This window comes from Nostoc sp. 106C (assembly GCF_002154725.1).
Classification (GTDB): domain Bacteria; phylum Cyanobacteriota; class Cyanobacteriia; order Cyanobacteriales; family Nostocaceae; genus Aulosira.
The window spans coordinates 41,339-58,579 of record NZ_MTAW01000129.1 but is presented as its reverse complement, the minus strand read 5'-3'; the positions used below and the strand labels follow the sequence as shown (position 1 = coordinate 58,579).

Sequence of the window (17,241 nt, the reverse complement as noted above, 5' to 3'; positions counted from 1 at the left end):
AAGGTTATGTCAAAAATATGACAAACGCCAAGGGCTTACTGTTTGTCCTGTCCATCGATGATATATTGGCGCTCGCCAAGGATTTGAAGCTACGAATCAAATTTTGGCAACCAAGGCAGAAGACATTGCTCGCACCATGACTAATCTATTGAATGCACAAGTCTAACTTAAATCTTCAAATAGAAATGATGAAAGATTTAAGGATGCATTAACTTTAATCAATAGATAAATATTAATTAAACAACATCTTTTGTATAATTGGGCACAAGTAATAGATAAAAATAAGTAATCGAAACTTAAAAGTCTAAACCTTTTTGGGAATACTGAGGTTACAGATAATTATCACAAATTTAGTCACCTCTAGTATTATGTTAGCTTTTTTTAATTATCCTTCCTACTCAAACAGTTTTATCCCGCACGGACATTGTTATCTCTGGAAAACGGGGCTGGTGTGGCTCCACATTATTTCTGATGCCACGATCGCCTTAGCTTATTATTCTATTCCCTTTCTTCTGATCTACTTTATTTCTAAGCGCAAAGACGTTCCTTTTAACGGTGTCTTTCTGTTATTTGGTGCTTTTATCATTGCTTGTGGTACTGGGCACTTGATGGAAATTTGGACGCTTTGGCATCCCAATTACTGGATAGCAGGTGGTTTGAAAGCTTTCACTGCCATTATTTCGATATATACGGCATTTGCGTTAATTTATCTCATGCCTCAAGCTTTGACATTACCCAGCCCTGCCCAATTAGAAGCTATCAACCGAGTACTCATAAGTGAAATTGTCGAGCGCAAACGCATTGAGAAAGAGTTACGCCTTGCTGAGGAAGTGGCGAAGAACTCTAGCCAAGCCAAGAGTGAATTTCTCGCCAATATGAGTCATGAATTACGCACTCCTCTCAATGGCATCCTTGGCTATACACAAATCCTCCAACGCACAGAAGCTTTAAGTGAGAAAGGTAGCAAAGGAATCAGCATCATTTACCAATGTGGTTCTCATTTATTAACCTTGATTAATGATGTCTTGGATCTCTCCAAAATTGAAGCCCGAAAGTTGGAATTGAATCCAATTGATTTTTACTTGCCTGCATTTCTAGACAGTGTAAGTGAAATTTGTCGCATCCGTGCCGAACAAAAGGTGATCGCATTTCATCTGCAACTTGACCCCGATTTACCAACAGGGATTCGTGCTGATGAAAAACGCTTGCGGCAAGTATTGCTCAACTTGCTTGGGAATGCAATCAAATTTACTAATCAAGGCAGCGTTACCTTCAAGGTTAAAGTTATTAATCAAGCCTCAAATGGCAATAAACAAATTACATATAAAATTCGCTTTGAAGTAATAGATACTGGCACAGGTATCACCCCTGAGCAAGCCGAGAAAATATTTCTACCTTTTGAGCAAGTGGGAAGTCAGAAACGACAAACTGAAGGTACAGGTTTAGGACTAGCAATCAGCCAAAAAATTATTTCGTTGATGGGTAGTCAAATTCAAGTAGAAAGTCAGTTTGGCGCAGGTAGCACTTTCTGGTTTGAAGTGGAATTGCCAGAATCTAAAGACTGGGCAAGGGTTTCTAGAGTAGTTGAGAAGGGAAGCATTATTGGTTATCAAGGACAAAGGCGCACCATTTTGATTGTGGATGACAAATGGGAAAACCGCTCGGTGATTGTCAATTTACTAGAGCCAGTGGGGTTTACTGTTGTAGAAGCTAGTCAGGGTCAAGAAGGATGGGAACAGGTAAAAACCTACAAACCAGACTTGATTATCACTGACTTAGTTATGCCTGTGATGGATGGATTTGAGTTTATTAAAAGTTTACGTCAGTCTGGCCAATTTAAGGAGATGGCTATTATCGCTTCGTCAGCCAGTGTGTTTGCAATTGACCAATACAAGAGTATTGATGTTGGTGCAGATGCATTTCTCCCTAAGCCGATAGAAGCTGAAATGTTGCTAGAACTGCTGCGGCAATTTTTGCAACTGGAATGGTTGTATGAAAACAAGACAAACATAATCAAAAAAACCGATGTAAATAGCTCAAACCTTTCAGTTGATATAATTCCTCCTTCCCAGGAAGTTCTACAACAATTATTGGAACTGGTACAAGACGGCGATATTCAAAAAATTTTAGAAATAGCTCAACAACTTTCTAAATCTGATGAGCAGTTAAGTGGTTTTACTCAACAACTCATCCAGTTGGCTAGCAACTTCCAACTCAAACGTTTGGAAACTTTTATTCAACAACAAATTAATTAATTCGGCGTAAATTTCATTTTTATATGCATTATGACCAAGATTTCAAATAACGGATTTATTTTGATTGTCGATGATAATCCCACCAATTTGTCTGTCCTGTCCGAAGCACTCACGGGTGAGGGGTTGCGTTTCCGTGTTGCAATCGATGGCGAAAGTGCGATCGCTCAAGCCGAACGCAATCAACCAGAGTTAATTTTGCTGGATGTACAAATGCCAGGTATTAACGGATTTGAAACCTGTCGTCGTCTCAAAGCCAATCCTGTTACCCAGAACATTCCGATTATTTTTACCACTGCTTTAGCGGATATAGATAGTAAAACTAAGGGATTTTCTCTGGGTGCGGTAGACTACATACCCAAACCATTTGCTCAGGAGGAAGTTATTGCCAGAGTCCGCGTGCATTTACGGCTTAAACAACTTAATGAATCTTTAGAACAACAAGTGCGCGATCGCACTGATGCTTTGCAACAAGCCCAAGTCCAACTGGTACAGCAAGAGAAATTATCAACACTAGGAGAGTTAATCGCTGGTATTGCCCATGAAATGAACAACCCCATCAACTTTATCACTAGCAATATTCCACCTTTGGAGGAATATATTGCCGGAGTAAGCGAAATTCTCCGACTGTATCAACAAGAGTATCCAAACCCGACAGCCAAAATTACCGCTGCTCTTGAAGATTGGGATTTAGAATTCATTCTTCAAGATCTGGTCAAAATTTTGGACTCATTCAAACTGGGAACTGAACGAATTCGTCAAGTTTCTACTTCACTCCGTACCTTCTGCCGTTCGGATAGTGATACCAAAATACCTGCGGATTTGCACCAAGGGCTAGATAGTACATTAATGATTTTGCAACACCGCCTCAAGGGTAATGGCGATCGTCCTGGCATTGAAGTGATTAAGAAATATGGAACATTGCCAGAGGTAAACTGCTATTTAGGTCAGATGAATCAAGTATTTATAAACATTATTGCTAATGCAATTGATGCCCTTGATGAAGCCATAAACCAAGGCAAAATGAGCAATAAAATTCCTCAAATTAAAATTACAACAGAAATAAATTCTCAACATTGGGTTGTAATTCGGATTGCTGACAATGGAATTGGTGTTCCTGAGAGACTTAAACAACGGCTTTTTGAGCCTTTGTTTACCACGAAACCAGTTGGCAAGGGTACTGGGCTTGGCTTGTCGATAGCTCATCAAATTGTCGTGGAAAAACACAAAGGCACAATGGAAGTAAATTCTCAGCCGGGTATAGGAACCGAGTTTAAGATTGCAATTCCAAGTGTGAGTAATACAGTCTAGATTAGCTTGCTAATAACTATAAGCAAGTATCACCGAGTACTTATAAGGAGTTCAAGCTCATGTTAATGCTATCAGAATTTGAGCAACATAAAATGCGGAATATATATCTTCATCAACCTTGATTAAACGAGGTAGTAGTAACATCGCAATAGAAAACCGCAAGCAATAGAATTACATAAATAATACAAAATTTTTTAAGCGCTGAAATAGTAATTAGATATTCAGGGTATACCATGAGCCAAAATTCTCTGATAAATAATGATTTCCAACGAGATGATCTCTACTGTGCGTTTTTAGAAAACCTACCAATTGCGGCAGCAATTGTAGACCGCGAAATGAAGTATTTGCTGACCAGCCAACGATGGTTGAGTGAGTTAGGGCTGGATGAACAAGATATTATTGGGCGATCGCACAAAGAGTTATTTCGGCAGTTTTGTGAACCATTGACAGAGGCATACCAGTACTGTTTGATGGCAGCGGTTGAATTGTGTGTAGAGGAGAGATTTCAGCAGGTTGATGGTTTAACAGGCTGGCGTCAGTGGACGCTTTGCCCGTGGTGCAGCAGCGCGGGGGTTGTGAACGGGGTGATGCTTGTGGCTGAAGATGTCACAGAGCGCAAACAGGCAGAATTGGCATTACGCCACAGCGAAGAACGCTACCGCTTCTTGATAACAGCCACATCTGAAATTATTTGGGACACCAAAGCTGAAGGTGAGTTTGTCAGCAAGCAGCCCGCTTGGAGTGCCTATACCGGACAAACCTTCGAGGAACTAAAGGGTTGGGGCTGGCTAAATGCGGTTCACCCAGACGATCAGTCGCACACAGAAAAAGTGTGGTCACAAGCAGTTGCAAGCCGAACCTTGTACAAGGTGGAACACCGTTTACGCCGCCATGACGGTGGCTATTGCCACATCAGCGTTCGAGCTATCCCAATATTGAATCTTGATAGCAGTATTCGGGAATGGATTGGAGTTCATATAGATATTACAGAACACAAACAAGCCCAAGAAGCTATGTTTCGTCTAGCGGCAATTGTCGAGTCCTCGGATGATGCCATTATCAGCAAAACCTTGGACGGAGTGATTGTCAGCTGGAATCGTGGGGCAGAAACACTGTTTGGATATAAAGCACAAGAAGTCATCGGTCAACCTATGGCAATGCTTGTTCCTGGCGATCGCATTAATGAGGAACCCCAAATTTTGCTCAAACTCAGGCAAGGAGAACGGGTCGATCACTTTGAAACCGTGCGCCAACGTAAAGATGGGATGATGATTGATCTTTCGCTGACGATTTCTCCAGTTAAAGATTCGACAGGCAAAATCATCGGTGCCTCTAAAATTGCTCGCGATATCAGTGCTCGTAAACAAGCCCAAGAAGCTTTGCGGCAGAAAGCAACTGATTTGGAAACTACCTTGCTTGAACTGAAGCGAACGCAGACTCAGCTAGTGCAGAATGAGAAAATGTCTAGTTTGGGGCAGTTAGTCGCTGGGGTAGCCCATGAAATAAATAACCCAGTCAACTTTATCTATGCCAACTTCAAGCCTGCCAATGAGTATATTCAACATCTGCTAGGACTGCTGCAATTGTATCAACAGCATTATCCCAGCCCAGCACCGGAAATCCAGGTCAAAAGCGAGGAGATCGACCTAGAATTTTTGGTAGAAGATTTGCCCAAGTTGCTCTGTTCAATGGAATCTGGCGCAGACCGAATTAAAAAGATTGTCCTCTCTTTACGGAACTTCTCGCGTATGGACGAAGCCGAGATGAAAGCGGTGAATATCCATGAGGGCATTGATAGTACGCTGATCATCTTACAGAATCGGTTGAAAGCCAAGCAAGATCATCCAGGAATTGAAGTGGTTAAGGAATATGCTAACCTGCCGTTAGTTGAGTGCTACGCCGGACAACTCAACCAAGCGTTTATGAATATCATTAGCAACGCAATTGATGCCCTCGAAGAAGCAGACCAATTGCGCAGGTTTCAGGAGATTGAGCAAAAGACCAATGAAATTCGGATTTGTACACAGATGGTAGGTTCAGACCATGTACAGATCCGGATTTTGGATAACGGTCCTGGTATCCCGGAATCTGTTCAAAAGCGATTGTGCGATCCATTTTTTACCACTAAGCCAGTTGGTAAAGGGACAGGATTGGGAATGTCGATCAGCTACCAGATTGTCACCGAGAAGCATGGTGGCTCATTGCAGTGCCATTCTATACCTGGTCAAGGAGCCGAGTTTGTAATTGAAATTCCGATTCGACAATCTCAGCAGACAGCCAGTAAACACAGTTACCTTCATATTTTTGATCAGCATTGTTTTGAGCCAGAAGACTGACTCTGTCAACTTTTTCAGCTTTTTGGGTAGAAATCTAGCTAAATAATCGCTGCCAGGTGAGTTTTTTTGTCGTTTCATCCAAATGCCAGCGCAATAAATTGGCGGATTGATTAGGAGAAATTCCTGGTAAATTAATTGCCTGTCTAGGTGCATCTGTGGCTAGGGCGATCGCTCTTTCCACATCGCAAATCTCCCACTGCACCAAATTCTGTACACCTACCAGTAAAGGTAACGTCGTTCCTGATAAAGTTCCATCGGGTAGTCGTGCTGTGCCGTTTCTCACTTCTATTTGCCGACTGTCCCAAGGATACACTCCATCAGGTAGCCCCAGAGGTGCAAGCGCATCGCTGACAACAAACAGTCCTTCAGTAGCACGATTGAGAATTTGCAGCATCGTTGGTACAAGATGCTGTCCATCGGCAATAAAACCACACATCACATTAGGATTAGTAATTGCTACTCCTAATAACCCTGGTTCGCGGTGATGTAATGGTGGCATGGCGTTGAAAGCGTGGGTTACCATTGTGGCACCAAGTTCAAAAGCACGTTGTGCTTGGGCGGTTGTAGCTTGAGAATGTCCTAAACTGACGGTAATACCCAAGGAACGCAAATATGGGATAACTTCATCACTAGGATCTAACTCTGGTGCTAGGGTAATGATTTTCACAACACCAGCATAATCACCCAAAACCCTTTTTACTTGCTCAATTGTTAGGGGTAACAAATATTCTGCAGGATGTGCGCCGCGTTTTTGAGAATTTAAAAATGGCCCCTCTAAATGTACGCCGAGAATCTGGGCACCTGCTTTCTGAGTTTGGATAAAATTAGCGATGACAGCTAGCGATCGCTGTATATTTTCTAATGAAGTTGTCACCAATGTAGGTAAATATCCATCTACTCCTACATCCCATAAAAATTGGGAGATTTTTGGCAGTAAGTGAGCATTTTCAGTTTTTAAATCAGGAAATGCTAAACCCAACGCGCCGTTAATCTGCAAATCGACACCACCCAAAGAAATCCAATCACCTGCAACATCTAACACTTGCAAATCTGGCCCAGGAACTCGTTTAAAGACAGTACCCATTGGTAAGATTTGCTCAATCATGCCTTCTTGATTAATCAAGAGCATCTGCAAGTCTTTGTAACCAGGTACTTGTGCATTGATAATATCTACATTTGCGGCGATCGCGCTTGGTGTTGCTTTATTCATCACATTGGCGGGAAAATAGCTAAGTCTGATTTTAGATAGAACAGTCGGCAATAAACCAAAATCAAAAATCTCAATTCTATGGCTCCCCTTGTCGGTATTATCATGGGCAGTGATTCAGACTTGCCCACCATGAAAGACGCGATCGCAGTTTGTGACGAATTTGGCATTGAACGCGAAGTGGCGATCGTTTCTGCTCATCGTACTCCAGAACGCATGGTGCAATATGCCCAGCAAGCACACCAACGCAGCATTAAGGTAATTATCGCTGGTGCTGGTGGTGCTGCCCATCTTCCGGGAATGGTAGCTTCTTTAACACCACTTCCTGTAATCGGTGTTCCCGTAGCTACGCGTAACTTACAAGGCGTTGATTCTTTGTATTCAATTGTACAGATGCCTGCTGGTATTCCTGTAGCAACGGTAGCTATAGGTAACGCCAAAAATGCTGGTCTGTTAGCAGTGCAAATTCTCGCTACCCACCAACCTGAACTGCTAGAAAAAGTACAACAATATCGTCAAACGCTGGCTGAATCAGTCATGGCAAAGCAAGCCAAACTAGAGCAACTCGGCTATGAAGAATATTTAAAAATCCAATTGTAATCTCTTCACAAGAACAGGCGAGATTTTATTAGCATTCACCAGTGTTATTGTAGTAACAATTTAAATCGCAAAAATACTGTATGTATTTCTTTTTGCCCGTAATTATGCAATGTAAACATTACAACATTTTTTACGTGCCAAGATGTGATTAATTTTTTGTATAAAAATTTAATATTTTTTTGGTTGTTTGATTTTGATGTTGATAAATGCAGACAATGTAGAGATTTCAGTTTGTTGAACTCAAGTATTACAGGCTAATAGAAAAGCTCAAACAAACAAACCGTAGCTTCTGATACAGAATTATGAATTTGGGAACATAGACAATCAATCAAATTTATTAGTGAGTTCATCAAATATTTCTCTACGGGGATAACTTTATATGATTCCTGTAAAGAAGCTTTTAAGAGTTCAAAACCTGAATTTTGTAGAATTCAAAGTTGTGTTGTGGAAATGTATCTCTGATTTCTACGATATTTTTAAGTTTGGAATGAGGATTGAGGTTGATTGTAAAAGTATCATAGTGAAAAATTAAAGATTCAGTGAACAAAACTAGACTGTTTGCAAAACGAAATAAAAATTTTTTTTGAAGAGTTACTCCAAAAATATTTACAAAAGTAGCAAAAGTTCTTAAACTTTTATTTAGGTTATTTTATTTTATGGTTGGCGAAGAAATTGCTTAATTGCTCAAATGATTAAGTCCTTATTCTATTTTTTATGGGCTGGTTTATTTGAAATAGGAGGTGGTTACTTGATATGGTTGTGGTTGCGGGAAGGTAAACCTATTTGGTGGGGGATATTGGGTGGAATTACTTTAGCTACCTATGGAGTAATAGCTACCCGCCAACCTGCAAACTTTGGTAGAGTCTATGCTGCTTATGGTGGTGTTTTTATAACAATGGCTATGCTTTGGGGATGGAAAGTAGACGGTGTAATTCCAGACCACTACGACTTCATAGGAGCCTGTTTAGCTTTGTTGAGTGTTTTCGTTATTATGTACGCACCCAGAATATAGTGCTTCTATTTGATTTGTGAACTTACTCGTAGAGGCTGTTAATAAGTAATAGTAAAGCAGGTAGCTAGAGGGCATATACTGGATTACCTAAACTTAATGTGTTAGATCTTATTTACAGAAAATAGAAATAAGAATTATTACATTAATTTACAACTTGACTGTTGAAGCTGGTAAAAACTTTGTCAACCTCACTAATTACCACAAGTGTGTTTTTTTGTCATGGTTAGTAATTGAAAAAATAATGATTTTGTATCGTTTCAAGAAAATAGTATTACACCAATCTAAAAATGTAATTATTGCATCTTTATAGAATCATTCAACTTTTGGTATCTGCTATTAGTTTAGTATTATATTTTGATAAACCTTTCTAAACAACTAAGGTTGATTAATTGAAAAAACAAAATAGAGTATTTTTTTATACTCTAATTGTTCTTAAAGAAACACAACAATTTTGGTGCTCGGGGACAAAAAAGTGTTGAAGAAAGTTGTAATTATTGGGGCTATGACCCTATTGCTGCTAGGAGGACCGCTGATGGGCAATGCGTTAGCCCAAGCAGCTGCCACACCTCCACCTACTGCCGATACTGGAGATACAGCATTTATGCTGATTTCAGCAGCGCTAGTTCTGCTAATGACACCAGGATTGGCGTTCTTCTATGGTGGATTTGTGCGATCGCGCAACGTCCTAAACACATTGATGATGAGCTTTGTGTTGATGGCGATCGTGGGAGTTACCTGGATTCTTTGGGGCTATAGCCTTTCCTTTGCACCAGGTTTACCGTTTATCGGTGGATTGCAATGGCTAGGTTTAAATGGCGTTGGGTTAGATGTCACTGGTTATCTCAACGGTTCCAACCCACCTGAAGTTGCTTCCTATGCCGGGACAATTCCTCACCAGGCATTCATGATTTATCAAGCCATGTTTGCCATCATCACCCCAGCCTTAATTTCCGGGGCAATAGTTGAGCGGATTAGCTTTAAAGCTTATGCCCTATTTGTGCTGCTGTGGTCAACCTTTGTTTACACGCCTCTGGCCCACATGGTATGGGCAAAAGGTGGATTTTTAGGTTTGTATGGTGGTTTGGGTGCCCTTGACTTTGCTGGTGGTACAGTAGTTCATATCAGTTCGGGTGTTTCTGCCCTCGTAGCCGCGATCGTTCTTGGTCCCCGCAAAAGCCATCCCGATCGTCTTAGCCCTCCGCACAACGTTCCCTTCATTTTGCTAGGTGCTGGCTTACTCTGGTTTGGTTGGTTCGGCTTCAATGCTGGGAGTGCTTTATCTGCTGCTGGCGGAACTTCAGGGAACTTAGTAACAAATGTTGCAACAACAGCCTTTGTTGCTACTAATACAGCCGCCGCCGCCGCTGCTTTAATGTGGCTGATTTTGGAAGCAGCTTTACGCGGTAAACCCACCGCAGTGGGCGCAGCTACAGGAGCCGTTGCTGGTTTAGTAGGGATTACACCAGCAGCAGGGTTTGTCACCCCTCTATCAGCGATTTTCATTGGCTTTATCACTGCTTTCGTTTGCTTCTATGCTGTGAGTTTCAAGCACAAGCTACAAATTGACGATGCCTTAGATACTTACCCCGTGCATGGTGTTGGTGGTACAGTTGGCGCTATTCTAACAGCAATTTTTGCAACCGTAGAAGTCAACGCAGGCGGTAAAAATGGTGTACTGAAAGGTAATTTTGGCGAACTAGGAGTAGAACTAGCAGCCATTGTTATCGCTTATATTATTGCCGCGGTTGGGACTTTCATCATTCTGAAGATTATCGATGCTACAGTCGGTCTGCGCGTTAAGGAGGAAGCTGAATACCAAGGTCTAGATATTAACGAACACGGGGAAGAAGGTTACAATTCCGAATTTAGCGATCGCATTAACGTTTCCTAGTAATTAGAAAATTTTGCCATCAATCTCCCCTGCAAGTCCTATGGACTATGAAGCGCGAGGAATGGTATCTTAGCAACTCCATGCCTTCTGACTGTTTGCCTTACATACCAGGCAATGGTTAGAGGGCAGTTGCGTTTTTGCATGATTCCTTGGACGTAATTCCTGAATTTGTATCTGCGTCAAAAGTGCTGACCGCCAAACCTTCGCAAAAGCAATAAATAACGAAGTCATTCGCCTGTGGAATGCCAACACAGGAAAAATTGTGCGATCGCTGACTACTGGAAGAACTAACATTGTAGCGATCGCCTTTAACCCAAATGGACAAGTACTGGCAGAAGCGCAATCCGAAGGTTGTGGAGCGGATACTTCAGTAAGTGCAATCAAGCTGTGGGATTGGCAAACAGGCAAACTCTTGCAGACACTCTCCGTTCCCAGTCAAACCGGAGGGATTCACGCCTTAGCATTCAGCTCAGATAACCGCATCCTTGCTAGTGGCGGTAAGGATGGCAGCATTCACCTATGGGATACTCATACAGGCAAAGAATTGAAAACCTTGACAGGACATACTAATGCAGTAATTGCTCTGAGTTTTGCACCCACAGGCAGAACATTAGTTAGTGGTAGCGATGACCGAACAGTGAAAGTATGGCAAGTGCAAGCATTAATATAATTTTCCGGTTAGAGTTTTCAAAACTAACAATACAGATAAAACTCAACGACAACCTTTAAACGGATTAATATACAATTCATCTTGGCATTCTACACCCACTTCAAATTTGCAATCTGAGCGCGGATAAGCAATACAAAGTAAAACATAACCCATACTTTCTTGGGTAGGTTTGAGTGCAACCGCCTGAGATTGATCGACTTTGCCCTCAATCAAACGTGCAGCACAGGTAATACAAACACCATATCGACAACCAACTGGTAAACGCAACCCCGCTGCTTCTGCTGCATTTAAGATGTATTGATTTTCCGACACTTCAACACAAAAGTGACTACGATTTACGAGTTCAATTTTGTAAGTTTTATTCATCATCTAGTTGTGACACAGTCACTGTGAGTAAATCGCAAAGTTTTTTCCAGGTGATATCTGAGATCGCTCCCACATGGACTTTGATTTAAGATTTTGGTTATGTTTTCAATACTATCTCCACTACTCGCTGCTGTAATTAAGATTTTAAATAGTGTACGCAGCTTAAAGTAAGCGATCACTCCATTTGAATTGGTAACCGATGAATCACCCCTATAGTACTAGTACACCTTTGATATAGTCGGGTTCTAAATGATCGCTAGTAAAGGCTTGAGGCACAGATTCCAGGGATTGGTAACAATGGGTAATCCACGAAGTTACCTCGATCTGCTTGGCTGTTAGCAAGCCAAGTGCTCTATCGTAGGTACATGGACGTCCGTCGCTGCGGAATCCTCCTGACGCACCAATGGCAGCAACCAGCGTTGGTTCCATGAATTGTAAGTTATTCAGTACGCTCAAATCTACACCTGCATGACCTAACCCGTAGAGTAGAACTGTAGCTTGTCTGCGGATTAAAGCAGGAATATCTTTGAAGACTGAACCAGCACCGCAAGCATCAATTAAATACTCTACTCGCCGTCCACCAGTTTTTTCCTGCACAACATCGACTAAATCAACTACTTGAGGGTCAATTACCTCTGCACCAAAGCAAGAGGCTAATTCCCGCTTTTGCTGATTTGGTTCGCTAACTAGAATCAAGCCATCATAGTTTAGGACTTTGTACAGATATTGAATAAATAATAGCCCCGCTGGGCCAGCACCAAAAATTAGAATTGACCGCACGCGTTGATCGATATCTTCAGTATTAATTACATAACGGGTGCGGGAGCGTGTTCCCCTATCTAAGGCATGGCTGATACAACCAAGGGGTTCTGTGAGAACAGCGGCAATAGTTTCCAAGTCAGAATTAATGGGTATGGCATTTACAGCAGGAACCGCTATATATTCAGCAAGTCCTCCCGGTAAGCCAGTGATGCCATGTTCGGAGAAAAACTGACATTGATGGGAGTCGCCACTGACACAGTATTCGCACTTCGGTTGTCGCCGTCGGCTAAGGCAGTTCAACCCCTGATCGATAACGACGCGATCGCCTATATGCAAATCTTTAACTAGGCTTCCTACTTCTTCAACGATACCAACAAGTTCGTGACCTAGAATCTGCGGCTGTTCTACCAGTGGAATAACCTTTCCTCGCTGATTAATGTTGTAGTTGGCTTGCCCAGAAAAGATGTGAAAGTCCGTGCCACACAATCCTACTGCTGACACACGTACCAAAACCTCATATTGCTGCACTCCAGGGCGCGGTACTTCACGCAACTCTAGCTTAGCGATGTCGCTTAATACCATCGCTTTCATACTTGAGGTTTTCGATGTCAAATGGTTCATATTAAATCCTAAAATGTAAACTTATGAACACTGTGGGTGACTTGTGATAATGGCTGTATGAAGTCTCACTCACCTTTTCATAAAGGAAACGGTAGAGCCAGCAAAGTGAATTTCTTTAGCAGCGTTGAGTCCAGATTCTAATGCTCCTTGAAGCCAGACAGCTTTTGTCCATGAATAAAAGTGCGATCGCTCCTTGGGAAAACTTTGCGATTTACTCACTGTCGTAAAGGACGGGGAAACCCCATCCCTACAAATACATTTGTGGCATTCTTTGACAAATATTCACTATATAGCGGTTCTCAATTGCATAGAATACAGATCATTCGTAGAGGTACAGCAATGCTGTGCCCTATTGTGTATTGCATCCAAACGAGAACCGCTATAGATACCCCCATGCTTGATAGTAAATTACACCCAAATATCTGAGGTGCAATCACCGCCAGGATAACGCATCTCATGAGCACGAGATGGCCCGGCTGGTTCTTTACCAAAGTCAACGTAAAAATTTTCGTTGATTTTCAGTCCACCGTTTTCTGTATCGCAGTCAATCTGCAATAAATATGAGCCGTTCTTAGATAAGTCAGGATAAAACTGATTATCCCAAGTGCTAAATAAAGAATTGGTCACGTAAAGCCGCTTACCATCCAGACTCAGCTGTAGCATCTGGGGACCACCAGCTAATTTATGCCCCTGAACTTCGCCACTTTTACCTAGCAAACCACCACACCAAACCTGTCCGGTAAGTTTGGGATGGGAAGGATCGCTAATATCATATTGGCGAATATCCCCATGCAGCCAGTTAGAGAAGTAAACATAGCGATCGTCTATTGATATCAGGATATCAGTGATTAAGGATGGCACCGGTATAGGCCAGCCTTCTACTTCCACTGATGGTATATCAATTACTTTCTCTACTTGCCAATGACCATTGGGCTTAGACCAATGCCAAACATTACTGCTGAGTGCAGCTGCGACGAATCCATGAGTGCTATCAGGGTGATGGTAAAACCGCACTTCTAAAGGAATTAACCCTTCTTGTCCCAAATCAAAACTTTGAATAATCTCGCGTTTTGACCAATCCCAAAAATGTATGTGCTGACCATAATTACCAGCTGTGACATCGTTGAGGTCAAAACCAGGATAATAGGTTTTGGGTGCGCCCCATTCGCTACTCACCATAATGTTATGACGCGGCTGATACCAGAAGTCATAGTTAAAGTTCATGCCATTGGCATTGTGTTCCCAACGCCCAGCAATGTCAAAATTCTCATCTAATAATAAAAAGCCACCGGGGCCATTTCCCTGGCTATCACCCAGCATGGAAATCATCACATGACCATCTGCTAGGCAGTGTACTGTGTGAGGAGCTGTTAAGTTAGTTTTTTCTTTAATTTCTTCAGGTTCAATGACTTTGTGCAGTTTTGGCGCTTTGGTGTCTGCTGTATCAACAATATAAATCCTGCTAGAGCGTTGTCCTGGGATAATGGTAAATCGCCGGGATCTACTAATGTCGCCGTGACAAGAGCTACACGCATTCCAGCCAAAATGATGTAACTCATCCCCAATGTAAGGCATAGATAAGCGATGAATCACTTGGGAATAAGTAGGGGATGTTGGATCAACATCTACGGTGGCGAGATAATCAGGCTCTTCTATTCCCGTACCAGTATAAAGAGCGATCGCATAAAGTACCTTTTCCGGTTCTGCCTTGATGGCTGCCTCTGGAGAAGCATAACCAGGGCCACAGCAAGCATGAGTCATAGTTGAATTCCTCTAAAAGCTATGAATAATTTACACGTCCTATTTTTTGTGTAGCAGTTCTAAATGACAGCCTTTACAAAAAATCTCACAACTTAATGAAAGTTTTGTATCGTTTTACAACCAAATTTGTAAACCTAGTTGTTTTAGATACCTCAAGCCAAAGATAATTTGTTGTGAACTGCCCCAAATTTCTAAATCAAACCTTCCATCATTTTCAGTATCTATATCCAAATAAGCCCTGGCAATGTTCACCGTTAAACCATAGCAAGCAACTAGCCCGGCAATTATCGGAGAATAATGGTAATTTTTGGGAATGCAGACTTGAAATTTGGCGCGATTTTTTTTACTAGTTAAATTAACTTCTTGTGTATTGCTTTGTATTTGCTGATTTGACTGTACCTGCCCACAAATATTGGTATTGGTACATAATAGTTTGAGCTTTTCTCTGTCTTCTGCCGCTAAAATTTTAATATTTAGCTGCTCAATATCTATATTTAGTGATTGTAGATAGGCAAGTCCTGCTTCTATTTGTTGAAAACTACCTTGAATCTCCAAATTAAACCAACCGTTGTCTTGAGTATTTCCTTCTAAAAAAGCTGCGGTAATATTAACTGTTAAGCCATAACGAGAAATTAATTGTGAAAGAACAGGTTGGGTATGACATTGCAGAGGAACGCGAATGCAGATATAGCTCACCATAGAATCAACAATTGTAGATAAAGCCATGACCCTAATTCCTCAAACTATGAGAATTTCACTCTCTATCTGATACAACGCAAAGATACCTATAAATCCCAGCGCCACCTTGAAATTTTTTCCTAAAAATTACATGATTGATGGTGGCATAACTAAATAGTCGATAAATCTATCGTTTTACCGTAGTTTATCATAACTGAGCTTTGCTCGGTCGTCAAAATTGACGCTGATTTTTGCAATCGTTTCTGAAGAAGATCAAGGCGCACAGTACTAAAATAATAAAAGTTAATTTTTATACATTTTAGAAACCCTATACATGGTCATCGCTGTAATTGATAATTCTGCCAACCCAGTTTGCAGTAAAATTAGTCCTTTAGATAGAGGAGGGAAGACCAGTGACTCGTGTCATCATTGTACGCCACGGTCAAAGTAGCTATAACACGGAAAAGCGCATCCAAGGGCGCACTGACGTGTCAAGATTAACAGAAAAAGGTCGCAACGATGCCACTAAAGTAGGCAAGGCCCTCAGCAATATTCTATTTAACGCGATTTACAGCAGCCCCTTACAGCGAGCGAAACAAACAGCAGAGATTATCCACAGTGAGTTGGCAACTCATACTGGAACCTCCGCTGTTCCCCAAACTTTCGATAAGCTGCTGGAAATAGACCTGCCTTTGTGGGCAGAAATGTTGACTGCTGATGTCAAGCAGAAGTTTGCCGAAGACTATCGCACCTGGAAAGAAAGCCCTCACAAGCTGCGGATGCTGCTTAATGATGCAGAGGGTAGCAGAGAACATTTTCCTGTTCTGGCTTTGTATGAGCAGGCGCGGCAGTTTTGGGAAGAAATTTTACCTCATCATCAAGGTGAAACTATTCTGATAGTTGGGCATAACGGTATTAATCGTGCCCTGATTAGCACGGCACTAGGCATTCCCCCAAGCCGCTACCATTCCATACAACAATCTAACTGTGGTATCACTGTTTTAAATTTTGTTGGGGGTTTAGGAGATCCAGTCCAACTAGAGTCGTTGAATCAGACCCAACATGCAGGAGAAACTCTCCCTACATTACGACCAGAACACCAAGGAGTACGATTGTTGCTGGTACGTCATGGAGAAACAGAATGGAATCGCCAAACTAGGTTTCAAGGGCAAATTGACGTTCCGCTCAACGACAACGGTAGAAAACAGGCGCAAAAAGCCGGAGAATTTCTCCAAGATGTCGCCATTGACTTTGCTATTAGCAGCTCAATGCTTCGTCCCAAAGAAACAGCAGAGATTATTTTGCAGCACCATCCTAGTGTAAAGTTGGAATTGCAAGATGGTTTAAGGGAAATCAGTCACGGACTTTGGGAAGGAAAATTAGAAACAGAAATAGAGCAAGAGTTTCCAGGAGAGTTGGAACGCTGGCGAATAACACCAGCAGAAGTACAAATGCCCGAAGGGGAAAATTTACAGCAAGTGTGGGAACGTAGCGTTGCAGCTTGGCAGTCAATTGTGCAAGCAGCATCAAAAAGTCAACTTAAAACTGGATTAGTAGTGGCTCACGACGCTACTAACAAGACTTTGCTATGCCATATTCTGGGTTTACCATCAGAAAATTTCTGGAATTTTCGCCAGGGTAATGGCGCAGTCAGCGTCATTGATTACCCATCTGGTCCTGATGGTTTACCAGTGCTGCAAGCAATGAACATCACAACTCACTTAGGTGAAGGCGTATTAGATAAAACCGCAGCCGGGGCATTGTAGAGGTCAGT

General features: G+C 41.8%; 14 protein-coding genes. 8 read left to right on the top strand and 6 right to left on the bottom strand.

Features of this window, described 5'->3' with window-relative positions; all coding sequences use genetic code 11:
• Nucleotides 1-368: 368 nt before the first annotated feature.
• From BV375_RS19940 to BV375_RS19930, 3 genes are all read left to right on the top strand, one after another.
• Nucleotides 369-2,255, top strand: coding sequence for an ATP-binding protein (locus BV375_RS19940; protein WP_086763502.1), 1,887 nt, complete (start codon nucleotides 369-371; stop codon nucleotides 2,253-2,255).
• A 30-nt stretch (nucleotides 2,256-2,285) separates the two neighbouring features.
• Nucleotides 2,286-3,563: a hybrid sensor histidine kinase/response regulator gene (locus tag BV375_RS19935; RefSeq protein WP_086763500.1), complete on the top strand. Its 1,278-nt coding sequence runs from the start codon at nucleotides 2,286-2,288 to the stop codon at nucleotides 3,561-3,563.
• A gap of 233 nt (nucleotides 3,564-3,796) precedes the next feature.
• Nucleotides 3,797-5,899, top strand: a complete 2,103-nt coding sequence (locus BV375_RS19930; RefSeq protein ID WP_086763498.1) for a PAS domain S-box protein — start codon at nucleotides 3,797-3,799, stop codon at nucleotides 5,897-5,899.
• A gap of 34 nt (nucleotides 5,900-5,933) precedes the next feature.
• On the opposite strand, the gene nagA is transcribed toward BV375_RS19930, so the two are convergent.
• Nucleotides 5,934-7,109, bottom strand: coding sequence for an N-acetylglucosamine-6-phosphate deacetylase (nagA, locus tag BV375_RS19925; RefSeq protein WP_086763496.1), 1,176 nt, complete (start codon nucleotides 7,107-7,109; stop codon nucleotides 5,934-5,936).
• A gap of 78 nt (nucleotides 7,110-7,187) precedes the next feature.
• Here nagA and purE point away from each other — a divergent pair, with 78 nt between their 5' ends.
• The 4 genes from purE to BV375_RS19905 all read left to right on the top strand — a co-directional run bounded on the left by purE (nucleotide 7,188) and on the right by BV375_RS19905 (nucleotide 11,279).
• The gene (purE, locus tag BV375_RS19920) at nucleotides 7,188-7,706 is read left to right on the top strand and encodes a 5-(carboxyamino)imidazole ribonucleotide mutase (RefSeq protein WP_086763494.1); all 519 of its coding nucleotides are present in this window, start codon (nucleotides 7,188-7,190) and stop codon (nucleotides 7,704-7,706) included.
• Between the two features lie 688 nt (nucleotides 7,707-8,394).
• The gene (locus BV375_RS19915) at nucleotides 8,395-8,718 is read left to right on the top strand and encodes a YnfA family protein (RefSeq protein WP_086763492.1); all 324 of its coding nucleotides are present in this window, start codon (nucleotides 8,395-8,397) and stop codon (nucleotides 8,716-8,718) included.
• A gap of 472 nt (nucleotides 8,719-9,190) precedes the next feature.
• Nucleotides 9,191-10,609 carry an ammonium transporter gene (locus tag BV375_RS19910; RefSeq protein WP_086763530.1) on the top strand — a complete coding sequence of 473 codons (1,419 nt, stop codon included), beginning with the start codon at nucleotides 9,191-9,193 and terminating at the stop codon, nucleotides 10,607-10,609.
• 262 nt (nucleotides 10,610-10,871) lie between these two features.
• On the top strand, nucleotides 10,872-11,279 hold the full coding sequence (locus tag BV375_RS19905; protein WP_166507484.1) for a hypothetical protein: 408 nt from the start codon (nucleotides 10,872-10,874) through the stop codon (nucleotides 11,277-11,279).
• A gap of 42 nt (nucleotides 11,280-11,321) precedes the next feature.
• On the opposite strand, the gene BV375_RS19900 is transcribed toward BV375_RS19905, so the two are convergent.
• The 5 genes from BV375_RS19900 to BV375_RS19885 all read right to left on the bottom strand — a co-directional run bounded on the left by BV375_RS19900 (nucleotide 11,322) and on the right by BV375_RS19885 (nucleotide 15,515).
• Nucleotides 11,322-11,645 (bottom strand): 2Fe-2S iron-sulfur cluster-binding protein, encoded by a 324-nt coding sequence (locus BV375_RS19900; RefSeq protein WP_086763488.1) that lies wholly within the window; start codon nucleotides 11,643-11,645, stop codon nucleotides 11,322-11,324.
• A 210-nt stretch (nucleotides 11,646-11,855) separates the two neighbouring features.
• Nucleotides 11,856-13,028: an alcohol dehydrogenase catalytic domain-containing protein gene (locus BV375_RS19895; RefSeq protein WP_086763487.1), complete on the bottom strand. Its 1,173-nt coding sequence runs from the start codon at nucleotides 13,026-13,028 to the stop codon at nucleotides 11,856-11,858.
• Between the two features lie 69 nt (nucleotides 13,029-13,097).
• Nucleotides 13,098-13,247 (bottom strand): hypothetical protein, encoded by a 150-nt coding sequence (locus BV375_RS37005; protein ID WP_166507483.1) that lies wholly within the window; start codon nucleotides 13,245-13,247, stop codon nucleotides 13,098-13,100.
• Between the two features lie 189 nt (nucleotides 13,248-13,436).
• Complete coding sequence (locus BV375_RS19890) at nucleotides 13,437-14,789, bottom strand: selenium-binding family protein (RefSeq protein ID WP_086763485.1); 1,353 nt, start codon at nucleotides 14,787-14,789, stop codon at nucleotides 13,437-13,439.
• Between the two features lie 114 nt (nucleotides 14,790-14,903).
• The gene (locus BV375_RS19885; RefSeq protein WP_086763483.1) at nucleotides 14,904-15,515 is read right to left on the bottom strand and encodes an NIL domain-containing protein; all 612 of its coding nucleotides are present in this window, start codon (nucleotides 15,513-15,515) and stop codon (nucleotides 14,904-14,906) included.
• 365 nt (nucleotides 15,516-15,880) lie between these two features.
• On the opposite strand from BV375_RS19885, the gene BV375_RS19880 reads away from it, so the two are divergent.
• Entirely contained in the window at nucleotides 15,881-17,233 is a 1,353-nt protein-coding gene (locus BV375_RS19880; RefSeq protein ID WP_086763481.1) for a histidine phosphatase family protein, read from the top strand.
• Nucleotides 17,234-17,241 lie beyond the last annotated feature (8 nt).